This is a genomic window from Novosphingobium sp. HNCC26DJ243 (assembly GCF_057180545.1).
Window position 1 is genome coordinate 927,538 of the sequence record NZ_JBXUGN010000001.1, and the last position, 13,126, is coordinate 940,663.

General features: G+C 66.1%; 13 protein-coding genes. All 13 read right to left on the bottom strand.

Translation table 11 applies throughout. The features are described 5' to 3' along the window. Window positions 1-19: 19 nt before the first annotated feature. The 13 genes from murD to ccmA all read right to left on the bottom strand — a co-directional run bounded on the left by murD (window position 20) and on the right by ccmA (window position 13,123). On the bottom strand, window positions 20-1,351 hold the full coding sequence (murD, locus tag AC2A04_RS04440; RefSeq protein ID WP_484211101.1) for a UDP-N-acetylmuramoyl-L-alanine--D-glutamate ligase: 1,332 nt from the start codon (window positions 1,349-1,351) through the stop codon (window positions 20-22). Further along, window positions 1,348-2,412, bottom strand: coding sequence for a phospho-N-acetylmuramoyl-pentapeptide-transferase (gene mraY / locus AC2A04_RS04445; RefSeq protein ID WP_484211102.1), 1,065 nt, complete (start codon window positions 2,410-2,412; stop codon window positions 1,348-1,350). Before mraY ends, murD begins: the two co-directional genes overlap by 4 nt. After that, window positions 2,413-3,882, bottom strand: coding sequence for a UDP-N-acetylmuramoyl-tripeptide--D-alanyl-D-alanine ligase (locus tag AC2A04_RS04450; protein ID WP_484211103.1), 1,470 nt, complete (start codon window positions 3,880-3,882; stop codon window positions 2,413-2,415). Further along, the gene (locus AC2A04_RS04455) at window positions 3,879-5,327 is read right to left on the bottom strand and encodes a UDP-N-acetylmuramoyl-L-alanyl-D-glutamate--2,6-diaminopimelate ligase (protein WP_484211104.1); all 1,449 of its coding nucleotides are present in this window, start codon (window positions 5,325-5,327) and stop codon (window positions 3,879-3,881) included. Before AC2A04_RS04455 ends, AC2A04_RS04450 begins: the two co-directional genes overlap by 4 nt. Continuing rightward, window positions 5,324-7,069: a peptidoglycan D,D-transpeptidase FtsI family protein gene (locus AC2A04_RS04460; RefSeq protein ID WP_484211105.1), complete on the bottom strand. Its 1,746-nt coding sequence runs from the start codon at window positions 7,067-7,069 to the stop codon at window positions 5,324-5,326. Before AC2A04_RS04460 ends, AC2A04_RS04455 begins: the two co-directional genes overlap by 4 nt. Next, the gene (locus tag AC2A04_RS04465; protein ID WP_484211106.1) at window positions 7,066-7,866 is read right to left on the bottom strand and encodes a hypothetical protein; all 801 of its coding nucleotides are present in this window, start codon (window positions 7,864-7,866) and stop codon (window positions 7,066-7,068) included. Before AC2A04_RS04465 ends, AC2A04_RS04460 begins: the two co-directional genes overlap by 4 nt. Continuing rightward, a complete protein-coding gene (rsmH, locus tag AC2A04_RS04470; RefSeq protein WP_484211107.1) occupies window positions 7,863-8,834 on the bottom strand; it encodes a 16S rRNA (cytosine(1402)-N(4))-methyltransferase RsmH in 972 nt (323 codons plus the stop codon). The genes AC2A04_RS04465 and rsmH overlap by 4 nt, the downstream gene beginning before the upstream one ends. Further along, the gene (locus tag AC2A04_RS04475; protein ID WP_484211108.1) at window positions 8,831-9,328 is read right to left on the bottom strand and encodes a division/cell wall cluster transcriptional repressor MraZ; all 498 of its coding nucleotides are present in this window, start codon (window positions 9,326-9,328) and stop codon (window positions 8,831-8,833) included. Before AC2A04_RS04475 ends, rsmH begins: the two co-directional genes overlap by 4 nt. 320 nt (window positions 9,329-9,648) lie before the next feature. Continuing rightward, the gene (locus tag AC2A04_RS04480) at window positions 9,649-10,383 is read right to left on the bottom strand and encodes an ABC transporter (protein ID WP_484211109.1); all 735 of its coding nucleotides are present in this window, start codon (window positions 10,381-10,383) and stop codon (window positions 9,649-9,651) included. Between the two features lie 5 nt (window positions 10,384-10,388). Continuing rightward, the gene (locus tag AC2A04_RS04485) at window positions 10,389-10,787 is read right to left on the bottom strand and encodes a hypothetical protein (protein ID WP_484211110.1); all 399 of its coding nucleotides are present in this window, start codon (window positions 10,785-10,787) and stop codon (window positions 10,389-10,391) included. A gap of 14 nt (window positions 10,788-10,801) precedes the next feature. Next, a complete protein-coding gene (locus AC2A04_RS04490; protein WP_484211111.1) occupies window positions 10,802-11,800 on the bottom strand; it encodes a cysteine synthase A in 999 nt (332 codons plus the stop codon). An 88-nt stretch (window positions 11,801-11,888) separates the two neighbouring features. Then, the gene (gene ccmB, locus AC2A04_RS04495; protein ID WP_484211112.1) at window positions 11,889-12,551 is read right to left on the bottom strand and encodes a heme exporter protein CcmB; all 663 of its coding nucleotides are present in this window, start codon (window positions 12,549-12,551) and stop codon (window positions 11,889-11,891) included. Further along, on the bottom strand, window positions 12,548-13,123 hold the full coding sequence (ccmA, locus tag AC2A04_RS04500; RefSeq protein ID WP_484211113.1) for a heme ABC exporter ATP-binding protein CcmA: 576 nt from the start codon (window positions 13,121-13,123) through the stop codon (window positions 12,548-12,550). Before ccmA ends, ccmB begins: the two co-directional genes overlap by 4 nt. Window positions 13,124-13,126 lie beyond the last annotated feature (3 nt).

Sequence of the window (13,126 nt, forward strand, 5' to 3'; positions counted from 1 at the left end):
GTCGGAGTGGGCGTGGTGCTCATTGGTCCGGCCCCGGAGGACAGGGCGCTTCACGATCTTCGATCAAAGCGGCCACGATCTGGCGGAAACTGTCGCCGCGCGCCTCGAAATCGCGGAACTGGTCGAAGCTCGCGCAGGCAGGCGAGAGCATCACCACATCGCCCGGCTGTGCGGCTTCCATCGCCTGCCGCACCGCATCGCAAAGCATCTCGCTGCGCGTGACGGGCATGATCGGCTCGAGGATTTCGGCGAAGCGGGGGCCCGCCTCGCCGATGGTGTAGGCGGCGACGACATGGCTGAAATAGGGCGCGCACTCGTCAAGGTTGTCGCTCTTGGGCAATCCGCCAACGATCCAGTGGATGCGCGGATAGGCGCCAAGCGCGGGTGCGGTAGAGGCAGCGTTGGTCGCCTTGCTGTCGTTCACGAACAGTACGCCATCAGCCTCGGCCACGCGTTCCATGCGGTGAGGCAAGCCGACAAAACTCGCCAGCGCCGGACGCCAGACGTCCTCCGCAATGCCCAGCTGTTGCGCGATCTCGACCGCGATGGCGGCGTTCTGCAGGTTGTGCGGACCCTGCAACGAGGGCCATGCCGCCTGGCCTTCGAGGGCAGCGGGATCGACCACATGGACATGGCCCGGCGAGTGGGAAACCATGGTCCGGCTGGCGATGGCCAGCGCATGTTCGTCGCCGCATCCGAAGACTGCGTGCTGATCGGCACTCTGCATCGCAAACAGGCGCGCCTTGGATGCCGCGTATCCTGCAAATCCGTCGTAGCGATCGAGGTGATCGGGGCTGAGGTTGATGAGCGCCGCAACATCGCAGGCGAGGCCCTGCGTCAGGTCGATCTGGTAGCTTGACAGTTCGAGGACGTAGACCCCGCCTTCGGGTAGCGGATCCTGCCCGAGGATCGGCAAGCCGATGTTGCCGCCAAGGCGGACGGGCAGCCCCGCAGCCTCACAGATATGATGCACCAGCATGGTCGTGGTCGACTTGCCGTTGGTGCCGGTGATGCCGACCACGCGGTGAGCGGGAAGATCGGCGCGGGCCTGTGCGAACAGTTCGATATCGCCGATCACCGGCACGCCAGCGGCGCGGGCATGTTCGGCAATCGGATGGCGGTTGAGCGGCACGCCGGGCGAGACCACGACGCCGTCAAAACCGGCAAGATCAATGCTCAGCGGATCGGCGATGTCGGCGCGGCCTTCGAACGCGGCGCGCGGTTCCTCGCGGCTGTCCCAGACCGTGACTTGCGCGCCGCTGGCCAGCAGGCTTTCGACGCTGGCCAACCCCGAGCGGGCAAGGCCAAGCACTGCGTAGCGCTTGCCGGCAAAGGCGCGCGAGACGATCATCGCACCTTCAGCGTGGCAAGGCCGATCAGCGCCAGCACGATCGACACGATCCAGAAGCGGATGACGACGGTCGATTCCTTCCACCCGAGCTGTTCGAAGTGGTGATGGATCGGCGCCATGCGAAACACGCGCTTGCCGGTGCGCTTGTAGACCGCGACCTGCACGATTACCGAAACGGCTTCCATCACGAACAGTCCGCCGACGATGGCCAGAACGATCTCGTGGTGCGCGGCAACGGCGATCACGCCAAGCGCGCCACCCAGCGCGAGGCTGCCGGTATCGCCCATGAACACAGCGGCCGGAGGCGCGTTGAACCAGAGGAAGGCGAGCCCGGCCCCCATCATGGCCGCGCAGAAGATCGCCAGTTCGCCCGCGCCCTTCACATGCGGAATGCCGAGATAGGCGGCAAAGTCGGTGCGGCCGGCAAGGTAGGCGATGATCGCGAAAGTGCCCGCCGCGATGATCACCGGCATGATCGCCAGACCATCGAGGCCGTCGGTCAGGTTCACCGCGTTGCCAGCACCAACGATCACGAAGATCGCGAAGAGATAGTAGAACGGCCCGAGCGGCACGTAGAGATTGCTGAAAACGGGCACGTAAAGGTTGGTCTCACCCACCGCCAGCCACGCGGCGATGGCGGCGACCACGAATTCGCCAGCAAGGCGCACTTTGGCGGGCACGCCCTTGTGCGCATACTTGGTGACCTTGTCGTAATCGTCGAGGAAGCCGATCAGGCCGAAGCCCAGCGTGACGACGACGCAGGCCCAGACCAGACGGCTTGAAATGTCCATCCACACCAGCAGCGACAGGGTCAGCGCGGTCACGATGAGCAAACCGCCCATGGTGGGCGTGCCACGCTTGGCGAGATGCGTCTGGGGTCCGTCCTCGCGGATCGGCTGGCCCTTGCCCTGTCGGACGCGCAGCATGTTGATGAAGCGCGGGCCGATGATCAGCCCGATCACCAGTGCGGTCAGCAGCGTCGCCCCGGCACGGAACGTCTGGTAGCGAATGAGGTTGCTGAGCCCCTCAAATTGAAGCCATTGCGCCAGCAGGTAGAGCATTCATTGTTCCCTGGCCGTGAGCGAACGCACGAGTGCGCCCAAGCCGACCGAATTCGACCCCTTGACGAGGATGGCATCACCCCCGCGAACGCCGTCTGCAGCGAGGCATTGCGCCGCTTCCGCCGTGTTTTGCACATGCGCCACATCGATTGCACCGGCAAGCGAGCCCGCGCCGCTTTTCCCCAGCGCTTGCGCCAATGCCGCCATTTCGGGCCCGACGAGGATGAGGCGGTCCACCGTGCCTTCGGCCACCGGTCCGGCAAGCTCGGCATGATAGCGAGCCTCGTCCGCGCCGAGTTCGCGCATGGCACCCAGAATGGCGACGCGGCGCGTGGCAGGAGTCTGACCGAGCTGACGCAGGGTTACCGCCATCGAGGCGGGGTTGGCGTTGTAGCTTTCGTCGATCAGGAGGGCCGTGCCCGAGCCATCGCCGTTCGAAGCGGGAATGGTATGGCGCGCACCGCGTCCTGCCAGCCCTTCCATTTCGGCGAGCGCCAGACCGGCCGCGCCCAGATCGCCGCCGATCGCCTCGACCGCAGCCATGATCGCCAGCGAATTGGCAACCCAGTGCGCGCCCGGCTGGGCAATCGTGTAACAGACCTTGCGCCCGCCAAGGTCGGCGGTGACCAGCGTGCCGCCGCCCGCGGCGGGCAAGGCATCGATCAGGCGCACGGTCGCATCGGAATTGGTGCCGAAGCTGATCACGCGCTCTGCATGAAGTGCGGCCTTGGCGCGAAGCCGTTCGAAATGGCGACTGTCGGCAGGCACGATGGCGACGCCGCCCTGCTCCAGGCCCTCGAATATCTCGCCCTTGGCGTCGGCGATCTCTTCTTCACCCGAAAAGTGGCCGATGTGCGCGGGCGCGATGGTTGTGACGATGGCAACGTGAGGACGCACCATACGCGTCAGCGCCGCGAGTTCGCCCGAATGGTTCATGCCCATTTCGAACACGCCATAGCGCGTCGCGGCGGGCATGCGCGCAAGGCTCAGCGGCACGCCGACGTGGTTGTTGTAGCTCTTGACCGAGCGATGGGCGCGGCCACGGCTTGACCGGTCGAGCGCTGAGTACAGCGCCTCCTTGACCCCGGTCTTGCCTGCTGAGCCGGTGACTCCGATTATGCCGGCATCCACCCGATTTCGTGCCGCTTTTCCCAAATCCTCAAGCGCGGTTGAGGTATTTGCGACCAGTACGTGCGGACTGAAACAGGCATGCTCCACCACCGCGCCTGCAGCACCACGTCCGGCGGCCCCTTCCAGAAAACGGTGGCCGTCCGAGCTTTCGCCCTTGAGGGCGAAGAACAGGTCGCCTTCGACCACTTCGCGACTGTCGATTTCCACGCCTGAAACGGCAAACCGGGCGTTGGCACGGCCACCGGTCGCGGCCGCGATTTCCTCGCTCGTCCAAAGCGCAAGACCCGCCGCATCGGACGGGTCATCGGGCCAGGCGATAAGGGCTGGATGGGCGGTCATGTGGCACACTCCCTCGCGACCTGCACGTCGTCGAATGGCAGGATGCGCATGGCATCGCCCTTGCCGATGATCTGCCCCTGTTCATGCCCCTTGCCCGCGACGAGCACAATGTCGTCGCGCCCAGCCTCGACGATCGCGGCGGCAATGGCGCTGCGCCGGTCGCCGATCTCGCGCGCCTGCGCGTCGCAGCCTGCCAGGACTGCCGCGCGGATTTCTGCCGCGTCCTCGCCGCGCGGATTGTCGTCCGTCACGATCACGATGTCCGACCCCGCACAGGCAGCGCGGCCCATCTCGGGACGCTTGCCGCCGTCACGATCGCCGCCAGCCCCGAAGACGGTGATCAGCCGGCCCTTCACATGAGGGCGCAGCGCAGCGATTGCCGCCTCGATCGCATCGGGCGTGTGCGCATAGTCGATGTAGACCGGCGCGCCGGCGCGGTTGATCGCGGCGCGTTCGAGCCGCCCTCGCACCGGCTGCAGGCGGCCCAGCGCATCGAAAACCGTGCCTGCATCCACGCCCGAGGCCAGAGCAAGCCCCGCCGAAACGAGGGCATTGGCGGCCTGATAGGCACCGATCAGCGGAAGGTTGACCTTGCGCGCCTTGCCCTCGTGCTCGATCTCAAGCGCCTGGCCAAGCTGGGTGGGTGTACGGGCGAGCAGGCGGATCTCGTTCCCCTGCTCGCCCACACAGAGCAGCCGCAGACCCCTCGCGCGGACGTGCTCGACCGCCCGTCCGGACCACTCGTCGTCCATCCAGACGACGGCCGTGCCGCCATCCTCGACGACGTGATCGAACAGGCGCATCTTGGCCGCGAAATACTCGTCCATCGTCGCGTGATAATCGAGATGGTCGCGGCTGAGGTTGGTAAAGGCTCCGGCGATCACGCGCAGGCCTTCGTTGCGGAACTGCGAAAGACCGTGGCTGGATGCCTCGTAGGCCACGTGAGTGACACCTTCGCGCGCCAGACCCGTCATGTTCGAGAGGAATGTGACGATGTCGGGCGTGGTGAGGCCGGTCGCGACGCTTTCGTCCGCCGTGGTCACGCCGAGCGTACCGATCGAGGCCGCCGAATGCCCCGCCATGCGCCAGATCTGGCGCGTCATCTCGACGGTCGAGGTCTTGCCGTTAGTGCCGGTCACGGCGACGACCGTTTCGGGCACAGGCTGGAAGAACCGGGCTGCAAGGAGGGCAAAGGCACGCCGCGGCTCGGCATCAGCGATATGAACCGCGCCGTCTACCTTGGCTTCAGGGCGTGCGACGATGGCAACGGCCCCGGCCTTCACGGCGTCGGCAATGAAGTCCTCGCCGTTGAAGCGCGTACCCGGAAACGCGCCGAAAACCGTTCCAGGTGCGACCTTGCGGTGATCGATGGCAAAGCCGGTGACGTTGGCGTCGGTTTCGCCTGCAAGCAGGCCTTCGCCGTCAAGAATTGCACCGAGCTTCATTCGCCCTTCCCGTTGCCGACGAGCGGCGAAAGATCCGAAATGTCGATGTCGCGGCTGTCGTCGGGGACGACGCCGAGCAAGGGGCCGATGCGCGGGACGACGCGACCAACGATCGGACCGGCGTTGTAGGCCGCCGTGCGCTGGAACGAGGTTGCGGCAGTGCCCTTGGGCTCATCGAGCATGGCGATGACCACGTAGCGCGGCTTGTCCATGGGGAAGGCAGCAGCGAACGTCGCGACCAGCGACGTGCGATTGTAGCCGCCCTTGCCGCCCGGCTTTTCGGCAGAACCGGTCTTGCCTCCGACACGGAACCCCTGCGCATTCGCGCTTCTGCCCGTGCCGTCGACCACGATCATGCGCAAAAGCTGGCGCATACGCGCGCTGGTCGATGCCTTGAACACGCGGCGCCCGGTTGCGGCATGGCCGGGATCGACCTTGTAGAGGGTTGCCGGACGCCAGATCCCGCCATTGACCATCGCCGCGTAGGCGGCAGCAAGATGCAGCGGCGTGACCGCGATGCCGTGGCCATAGCTGACCGTCATCGTGGTGATGCGCGACCACTCGCCGTTCTTTTCGGCTCCGCGCGGCCAGAGCGGGAAGCCGCGCGCGGGCAGCTCGATATAGGGGCGCTCGTTCATGCCCAGTGCCGCCATCGTGCGCTTGAGCGCGGGCGCGCCGAGCTTGTCGGCAACTTGCGCGGTCACGATGTTCGATGAATGGATCAGCGCTTCGGGGACGTTGAGCGATGCGCCGAAGCTGTGGCTGTCACGGATCTGGAAACCGCCGATCGCGAGCGGGCGGTTCGAAGGATAGCGCACCGAGAGGTCGGTAATGACGCCATCGTCGATCGCGGCGGCGACGGTGAGCGGCTTGAACGTGGACCCGAGTTCATAGACCTGGTTGGTGACCTTGTTGAACACGAGATCGTTGTAGGCCATGTCCGAACGGTTGGGATTGAACGAAGGCAGCGAGGCCAGCGCGATCACTTCGCCGGTATCGACATCGAGGATGATGCCCGCAGCGCCCTTGGCCTCGGTCTCCATCATGCCGCGCCCGAGTTCGTCCTCGAGCGCGCCTTGCGCACGCATGTCGATCGAGAGGGCAACCGGCTGACCGCGCTGGGCGGGATCGAGCAGGCGCTTTTCAAGGACCTGCTCCATGCCGACATGGCCCTGGCCCTCGCCGTCGACATAGCCAAGCACGTGAGCGCCGAGCGAACCTTGCGGGTAATAACGCTGGTTCTCGCGCGGGAATTCAAGTGCGGGCTCACCCAGCGCGAAGATGCGGTTGGCTTCCTCGGGCATGACCCGGCGACGTAGATAGCTCGGCCGGTCTGACTTCAGGCGCTTGAGCAGGTCGTTGTAGTCCGCGTCCGGGAAGATCTGCATCAGGGCGCGGGCGACTTCGTCGGGCGACTTGACCAGCGGCGAGCCGCCTTCACCCAGAGCCTTGGGATTGAACCATAGCGCGTAGGCGGGAAATGCGCGGGCGAGCGGGAAGCCATTGCGATCGGTGATCTCGCCGCGCGGCGGCAGCAGTGCTTCGGCCAGCGAGCGCCGTTCCGGTGCGTCTTCGAAGAAGCCGAGCTGCCCGATGCGCACCATGGCGGCCAATCCGGCGAACAGGAACAGGAACGCGACCACCAGCACGCGCACCTTCGCTTCCACCAGCGACCGCTGACGGATGTTCGCCAGACGGACGCGACCCGAAGCGATGGCGGCGGAGGCGGTAAGGGCGTTCACCGGGCTGCCTTAGCCTCCTTGCGCGGCGTGGGGCGAGTGGCCGACGCCAGCTTGTCCTTCCTTGCAGGCGACTTATCCGCAACTGCGACCTTGGTCGCCTTGGGTTCGGACGATTTCGCCGTCTTTGCGGGGGGCTTGGCCTTCTCCGGCTTTGGCTTTGCCGACTTCGCATCGTCTGACTTCGTTGCCAGCTTCCGGGGCGATTCCTTTTCCGGCCGATCCTTTTCCGAAGCCGTCTCCTTGCGCACCGGCTTGCGCGACGAAGGCTCCACCACCTTGCCCAGGCGGTCCTTCAGCGTTTCGACCGCTTCGGCGTGACCCATGCGCGGTGCGTCTGCTCCGTCATCGTCGCCGTCGTCGCTGTCGTCGCCCAACCTGCGGTCGTCGCTCGACAGCGCCTTGCCCGAGAGCGGAGAAACCATCGCCGGGAATGCCGCCGACGCGATCACGCTGTCATCCACGCTGGCAACGCGGATCGGCTCGGGCGCATCGACAGTGGACGGCACGCTCAACTGGGCCAACTGGCGCTCACCTTCGAGGTACTGGCTGGCACCGGGCGCGGCGTAGCCGAACTCGACATCGTTCCACGCCTTGAGCTGCTGCTGGTTGGCGCGGGTCTCGAACTCGGTCTCGAGGTACATCTTCTCCTGCTTCAGCGCGACGATCTTCGCCTCGGCATGATGGACCTGGCTGCGCAGCGCATTGACGCGGAAGGCGAGGACGAGAACGAGCGTCAGGCACAGGCCAAGCAGGACGAACCATCCGGCAGAGCGCAGGCGATTGGAGGGGCTGATCATGCCGCCGCACTCCTGCCTGCGGCACGCGCAGGTGCCGATGTGCGGGCTGCCCAGCGCAAGGTGGCCGAACGCGAGCGGGGGTTGCGCGCCTCTTCTTCCTCGGTCGGCCGGATCGCGCCCGAAGGCTTTTCGAATACGGGCTTCGTCGCATCGAGGACCTGCGGCAGGTGACGCGACCCTGCAGGAACCGCGCCGGCGCCGTCGCGCAGGAACTGCTTGACGATGCGGTCCTCAAGACTGTGGAAGCTGACCACCGCGATGCGACCGCCGGGGACCAGCACCTTCTCGGCAGCAGCAAGGCCTTCGATGAGTTCATCGAGTTCGCCGTTCACATGGATGCGAACAGCCTGGAAGCTGCGGATGGCCGGGTCCTTCTGGGCCTTGGGCCCCTTGATGTCGGGGCGATAGCCGAGCGCCTTGCGCACGACGTTCGCAAATTCGCCGGTCGTGGTGAGCGGGCGGGCGGCGACAATGGCGCGGGCAATCCGGCGCGACTGGCGCTCTTCGCCATAGCGATAGAGTACGTCCGCGATGTCCCCCTCGTCCGCCTCGTTCAGGAAGTCGGCCGCGCTCGGCCCGTCCTGCGACATGCGCATGTCTAAGGGGCCGTCGCTGGAGAAGGCAAACCCGCGAGCGGCCTGATCGAGCTGCATCGAGCTGACCCCGATGTCGAAGACGACGCCCTGGACGCCCGCAATTCCGGCCTCTGCAAGTCCTTCTGCCAGTTCGGAAAAGCGCCGCGGATGGAGCACCAGGCGCGGATCTTTTCCACAGGTTTCTCCCCAGAGCTTTCCCGCCTCGATCGCATCGGGATCGCGATCGAAAGCATGGACCGTCGCGCCTGATTCGAGCAGGCGACGCGTGTAGCCACCGGCACCGAAGGTTGCGTCGACGATGACATCGCCAGGCTTGGGGTCGAGCGCGGCCACGACCTCGTCGAGCAGGACGGGAATGTGCGGGGCGCTCACTTGCGCTTGCCCTTGGCTGCTTCGGCCATCTTGGCCCGGCATCCGGCCTGAGCGCTTTCCCAGCCCGCGCCCTGCCGGAACAAGACTTCGGGATTCCAGATCGTGATCTGGCGACCGCCGCCGTGAAAGTAGAGCCCGTCCTCCACCGCGCCCAGTTCGGCGAGATGGTCGGGAAGAACGAAGCGTCCGCTGTCGTCGAAGCTGGCGCGGTGAAAACCGTAGACTTGGGCCTCTGCCATATCGCGATCGAAGTCGATGCCGAGCCGCAGCTTCTTCTCTTCCTCGCGGTCGATCTCGGCTGCGAAGTCGGCCAGGCGGGACAGGCCGAAGCCCACGAGGCAAGGCAGGCGCGGGTGCTTGTCGAGGCAGAGGGTGCGCTGATTGTCGGAAGCGGAAAAGACGTCGCTGCGGAAATCGGCAGGCAGGACGAAGCGGCCCTTTTCGCCGCGTGGCGAAAAGCCCTGTCCTACGAAGTTTGCCGGCCCACCCGCCACTCATGCACCCCGCTCGCGGACAAACGACCCATCCTTCGGCGCTGCGCCATCGCGCAGTGCCGACTCATCCCCCGCGGATGCGACTGGAGTTCGTCCCGATGGACAGCATTACTAACGCGGGAGTGCGCGGGCGAAAAGGGGAAAATGCGGGAAATTGCGGACTAATTATGATTCAACGCGTTTTTTCTTCAGTGTTGATACGTAGTTAACCATGTACTGCTCAAACAGAGGGCAGCAGAAACCCTTATGAATCCGCAAGTTCCGGCAATTCGCCGATGATGTCCCAGCGGCTGCCCGCGCTTTCCCGTGAAGAACGCGATTCACTGCCCGATCGCTTCATCGATCAGGCGATCGAATTGCGCCTTTCCGGCATCGGGATCATCGGTCGCTTCGAGGAGAGCAGCGTCTGCGACGATGACTGCCCGCCCTTTCCCGATGCTGCACCGCGCCACGATAGCGCCCTCACCTAATTCGCAGCGGGCATCGTGCCCTCCGGGGATAGCGGCGAAATGGCCCGGAAGGTTTACCAAAAGGCCGTCGCCCGCATCTTCCCGCGCACCCGCGACTTGCTCATCGTCGAAGCGCAATTCGATCCCCCAGCGGGCGAGGATCGGCGACAGCAGCACCACATCCTGCGGCCGCCGCCGGTCGCCGATCGGGAACGCGCTTTCCCAGGTCAGCATCGGGTCGGCAAACATCAGCATCCGCCCGCCATTGCGCACCCAGGTGTCGAGCGCGACATTCTCTTCCGGAGCTAGCGGACGCGGCTGCGCAATGATCGCACGGTCGAAGGCAGAAAGGCCGAGCAGGGTATCGAGCGCGACGACCTTGCCGCGCTGCTCGATCACGTCGCGCGCCCAGTGAACCTGCTCCGTGCTTGAAATCATGTCGCGCACCCCGGCCTGTTCGGGCCAGACGATCGGCAGGCTGGTGAACAGCGCTACTGGCTTGCCGCTGTCGGACATGCCGTGTTTCGCCATCATGCCCAGCCCGAGCAAGACCATTCCGGCGACAAGGGCCACAAGCCAGACGCGCCGCCGCGGGACCGCGCGCATGACGATCAGGGGTTGGTTGCGGGAGCCGGCCTCGAGGCGCGCGACGGCGCAGCCGGTGCCTTGCCGCCCTTGCCCGTATCGCTGCCCGAAACCGGCAATTCGGGCGCCACGCCCATATCGACCAGCGGATCGTTGGCCGTGGTCTCGCTCGCCGAGGTCATCGGCTCGGCCACGTTGACCGAGGTCTCGTCAAGGTACTTGGCGCGATCCATGATCACGTTGGCAAGGCTGACCAGCAGCAGCATTCCGGCAAGGCCGAACATGCCGACCTGAAGGCGATGCACCGCTTGCGCCCGCAGTTCGCGTGTCGACGGCGGTGCGTAGGCGAGCACGCTGGGCGGGTTCACCGGATCGGTGCCTGACTGGGCAGTGCCACTGGCCTGCGACCTGGCGAAGAGTGCCATGAAGGCCTTCTAGCCTATTGCTCCAGCCATGGGAACACCGGCAGTCCCTTCGCTTTCAGCCACTCGGCATTGTAGAGCGAGGACAAGTAGCGGAAGCCGGTATCGCACAGGATCGTGGCGACGCGGCTGCCGGGGCCAAGCTGCCTTGCCAGCGCCACGGCGCCGGCCACGTTGATCCCGCTCGACAGGCCAAGGCACAGCCCTTCGTCGGCCAGCAGTCGCTCGACCCAGTAGAGCCCTTCCTCGTCGGAGATGCGGAACTGCGTGTCGATCGGCGCGCCATCGAGATTGGCAGTGATGCGGCCCTGACCGATGCCTTCGGCCACCGACGAACCTTCGGCCTTGAGTTCGCCATGGGCGTAGTAGTTGTAGAGCGCTGCGCCGTGCGGGTCGGTCAGCGCGATCGTCACCTTGTCGTCGAAGGCCTTGAGCCCCAGACCCACGCCCGCGATGGTGCCGCCGGTGCCCGCAGCACAAGTGAAGCCGTCGATGCGGCGTTCCATCTGCTCCCAGATTTCGGGCGCGGTGCTTTCGATATGTGCGCGGCGATTGGCGATGTTGTCGAACTGGTTGGCCCAGACCGCGCCTTCGGTTTCCTCGGCAATCCGGCGCGAGGTGTGGACGAAATGGCCGGGGTTCGAAAACGGCGCGGCAGGGACGAGCACCAGTTCGGCGCGAAGCGCGCGCAGCGTGTCCATCTTCTCGCGCGATTGGGTTTCGGGCATGACGATGACCGACTTGTAGCCGCGTGCGTTGGCCACCAGCGCAAGCCCGATGCCGGTGTTGCCCGCAGTGCCCTCGACGATCGTGCCGCCGGGCTGGAGCAACCCGCGCTCTTCGGCATCGCGCACGATCCACAGCGCCGCGCGATCCTTGACCGAAGCGCCAGGGTTGGCGAATTCGCACTTGCCGTAGATCTCGGCTCCGGCTGCCTCGCTGGGGCCTTTCAGCAGGACCAGCGGCGTATTGCCGATGAGGGAAATGGTATCGGGTGCAATCGAAGGTGCCATCATGGCTCCCGAGTTAGGGGCACTTCGCGCGATTGCCAACGAATTTGCGCTTGGGGCCGGTGAAGCCCTGCTCGCGTCCCTATTCGCGAACCTATTCGCGACTGGCCCGGATCGCGGCGCCCCCGGCGAAGGGCGCAATCGCCAGCGCCAGCAGGCTGGATGCCGCCAGCAGCGCAAGGCCGCCCTCGCCGCCCGGCTGGAGCGATCCGGCGCCGAAGATCAGCAGCGGCACCGCCAGCGGGATCGCCAGAAGCCCGCCGAGCGCAGACCCGGCGCGCAGGCCCGCAGTCAGCGCGGCGATGGTCACGCCGATGGCGGCAAGCCCGGGCGTGCCGAGCAGAAGCCCGATTTCCACCGTGCGCAATTGCGCGGCGTCGAGCGAAAGCAGGCCCGCCGAAATCGGCGCGGCCAGCATCAGCGGAATGCCGAAGCTGATCCAGTGCGCAACGATACGGCTGAGCAGCAGCGCTTCTTCCGAAAGGCCGCGCAGGGCCCACTGGTCGAAGAACCCTGCTTCGACATCTGGCTCCACCAGCCGGTCGAGCGGCAGGATCGATGCGAGCAGCGCCGCGACCCAGATGACGCCCGCGCCAGTGCGCGCCAGCAGCCGCGCATCTGGCCCCACCGCGAATGGAAAGAGCATGGCGACCGCGAGGAAGAACAGCAGCGGCAGCACCGCCCCGCCCCGCCCTTGCGCGCCACGCGTGAGCAGGATCAGGTCGCGCCGGAAGACCGGCCAGAGCCGCGCGATCATGCCGCAAAGTCCAGCAGTTCGAGCGTGGTCGCCCGCTCGACCGAGAGCGGCTGGTGCGAGGCGATCACCACGATGCCCCCGCCCGCGCAATGGGCCTTGATCGCGGCCTGCGCCATGCAAGACCAATGGGAATCGAGCCCGTTGAGCGGTTCGTCGAGCAGCCAGATCGCGGCATTGCTGGCGGCCACGCGCGCCAGCGCCGCCCGCTTGCGCTGGCCGGTGGAAAGATAGCGCACCGGCACGTCGAGCAGGTCGGCAAGGCCGAAGTCGGTCGGCGCGGCGGGCGCACGATCGATCCGCCGCCAGAACGCCAGCGCCTGCTCGAGCGGTTCGTGCCCGTCCAGTGCCAGCCGCTCGTCCGACAGGGCCAGATCGCCGGTCCGCTCAACGGTTCCGGCAAAGGGCCGCAGAAGCCCTGCAAGAATGCGGATCAGGCTGGATTTGCCGATACCGTTGGGGCCTGCAAGATGGACGATGTCGCCCGGCCTTGCCGCCAGCGAGAGTCCGCGAAAGAGGATGCGGTCTCCGCGCCTGCAGGCGATATCCTTGGCGACGAGACGGCAGTCTTGCATGGG

What these genes read in the sequence shown, in the direction of transcription:
- AC2A04_RS04480 (WP_484211109.1), bottom strand. Translation starts at nt 10,383, where the DNA reads ATGCGCGCGGTCCCGCGGCGGCGCGTCTGGCTTGTGGCCCTTGTCGCC.
- AC2A04_RS04455 (WP_484211104.1), bottom strand. Translation starts at nt 5,327, where the DNA reads ATGAAGCTCGGTGCAATTCTTGACGGCGAAGGCCTGCTTGCAGGCGAA.
- AC2A04_RS04490 (WP_484211111.1), bottom strand. Translation starts at nt 11,800, where the DNA reads ATGATGGCACCTTCGATTGCACCCGATACCATTTCCCTCATCGGCAAT.
- ccmA (WP_484211113.1), bottom strand. Translation starts at nt 13,123, where the DNA reads ATGCAAGACTGCCGTCTCGTCGCCAAGGATATCGCCTGCAGGCGCGGA.
- murD (WP_484211101.1), bottom strand. Translation starts at nt 1,351, where the DNA reads ATGATCGTCTCGCGCGCCTTTGCCGGCAAGCGCTACGCAGTGCTTGGC.
- AC2A04_RS04450 (WP_484211103.1), bottom strand. Translation starts at nt 3,882, where the DNA reads ATGACCGCCCATCCAGCCCTTATCGCCTGGCCCGATGACCCGTCCGAT.
- ccmB (WP_484211112.1), bottom strand. Translation starts at nt 12,551, where the DNA reads ATGATCGCGCGGCTCTGGCCGGTCTTCCGGCGCGACCTGATCCTGCTC.
- AC2A04_RS04485 (WP_484211110.1), bottom strand. Translation starts at nt 10,787, where the DNA reads ATGGCACTCTTCGCCAGGTCGCAGGCCAGTGGCACTGCCCAGTCAGGC.
- AC2A04_RS04465 (WP_484211106.1), bottom strand. Translation starts at nt 7,866, where the DNA reads ATGATCAGCCCCTCCAATCGCCTGCGCTCTGCCGGATGGTTCGTCCTG.
- mraY (WP_484211102.1), bottom strand. Translation starts at nt 2,412, where the DNA reads ATGCTCTACCTGCTGGCGCAATGGCTTCAATTTGAGGGGCTCAGCAAC.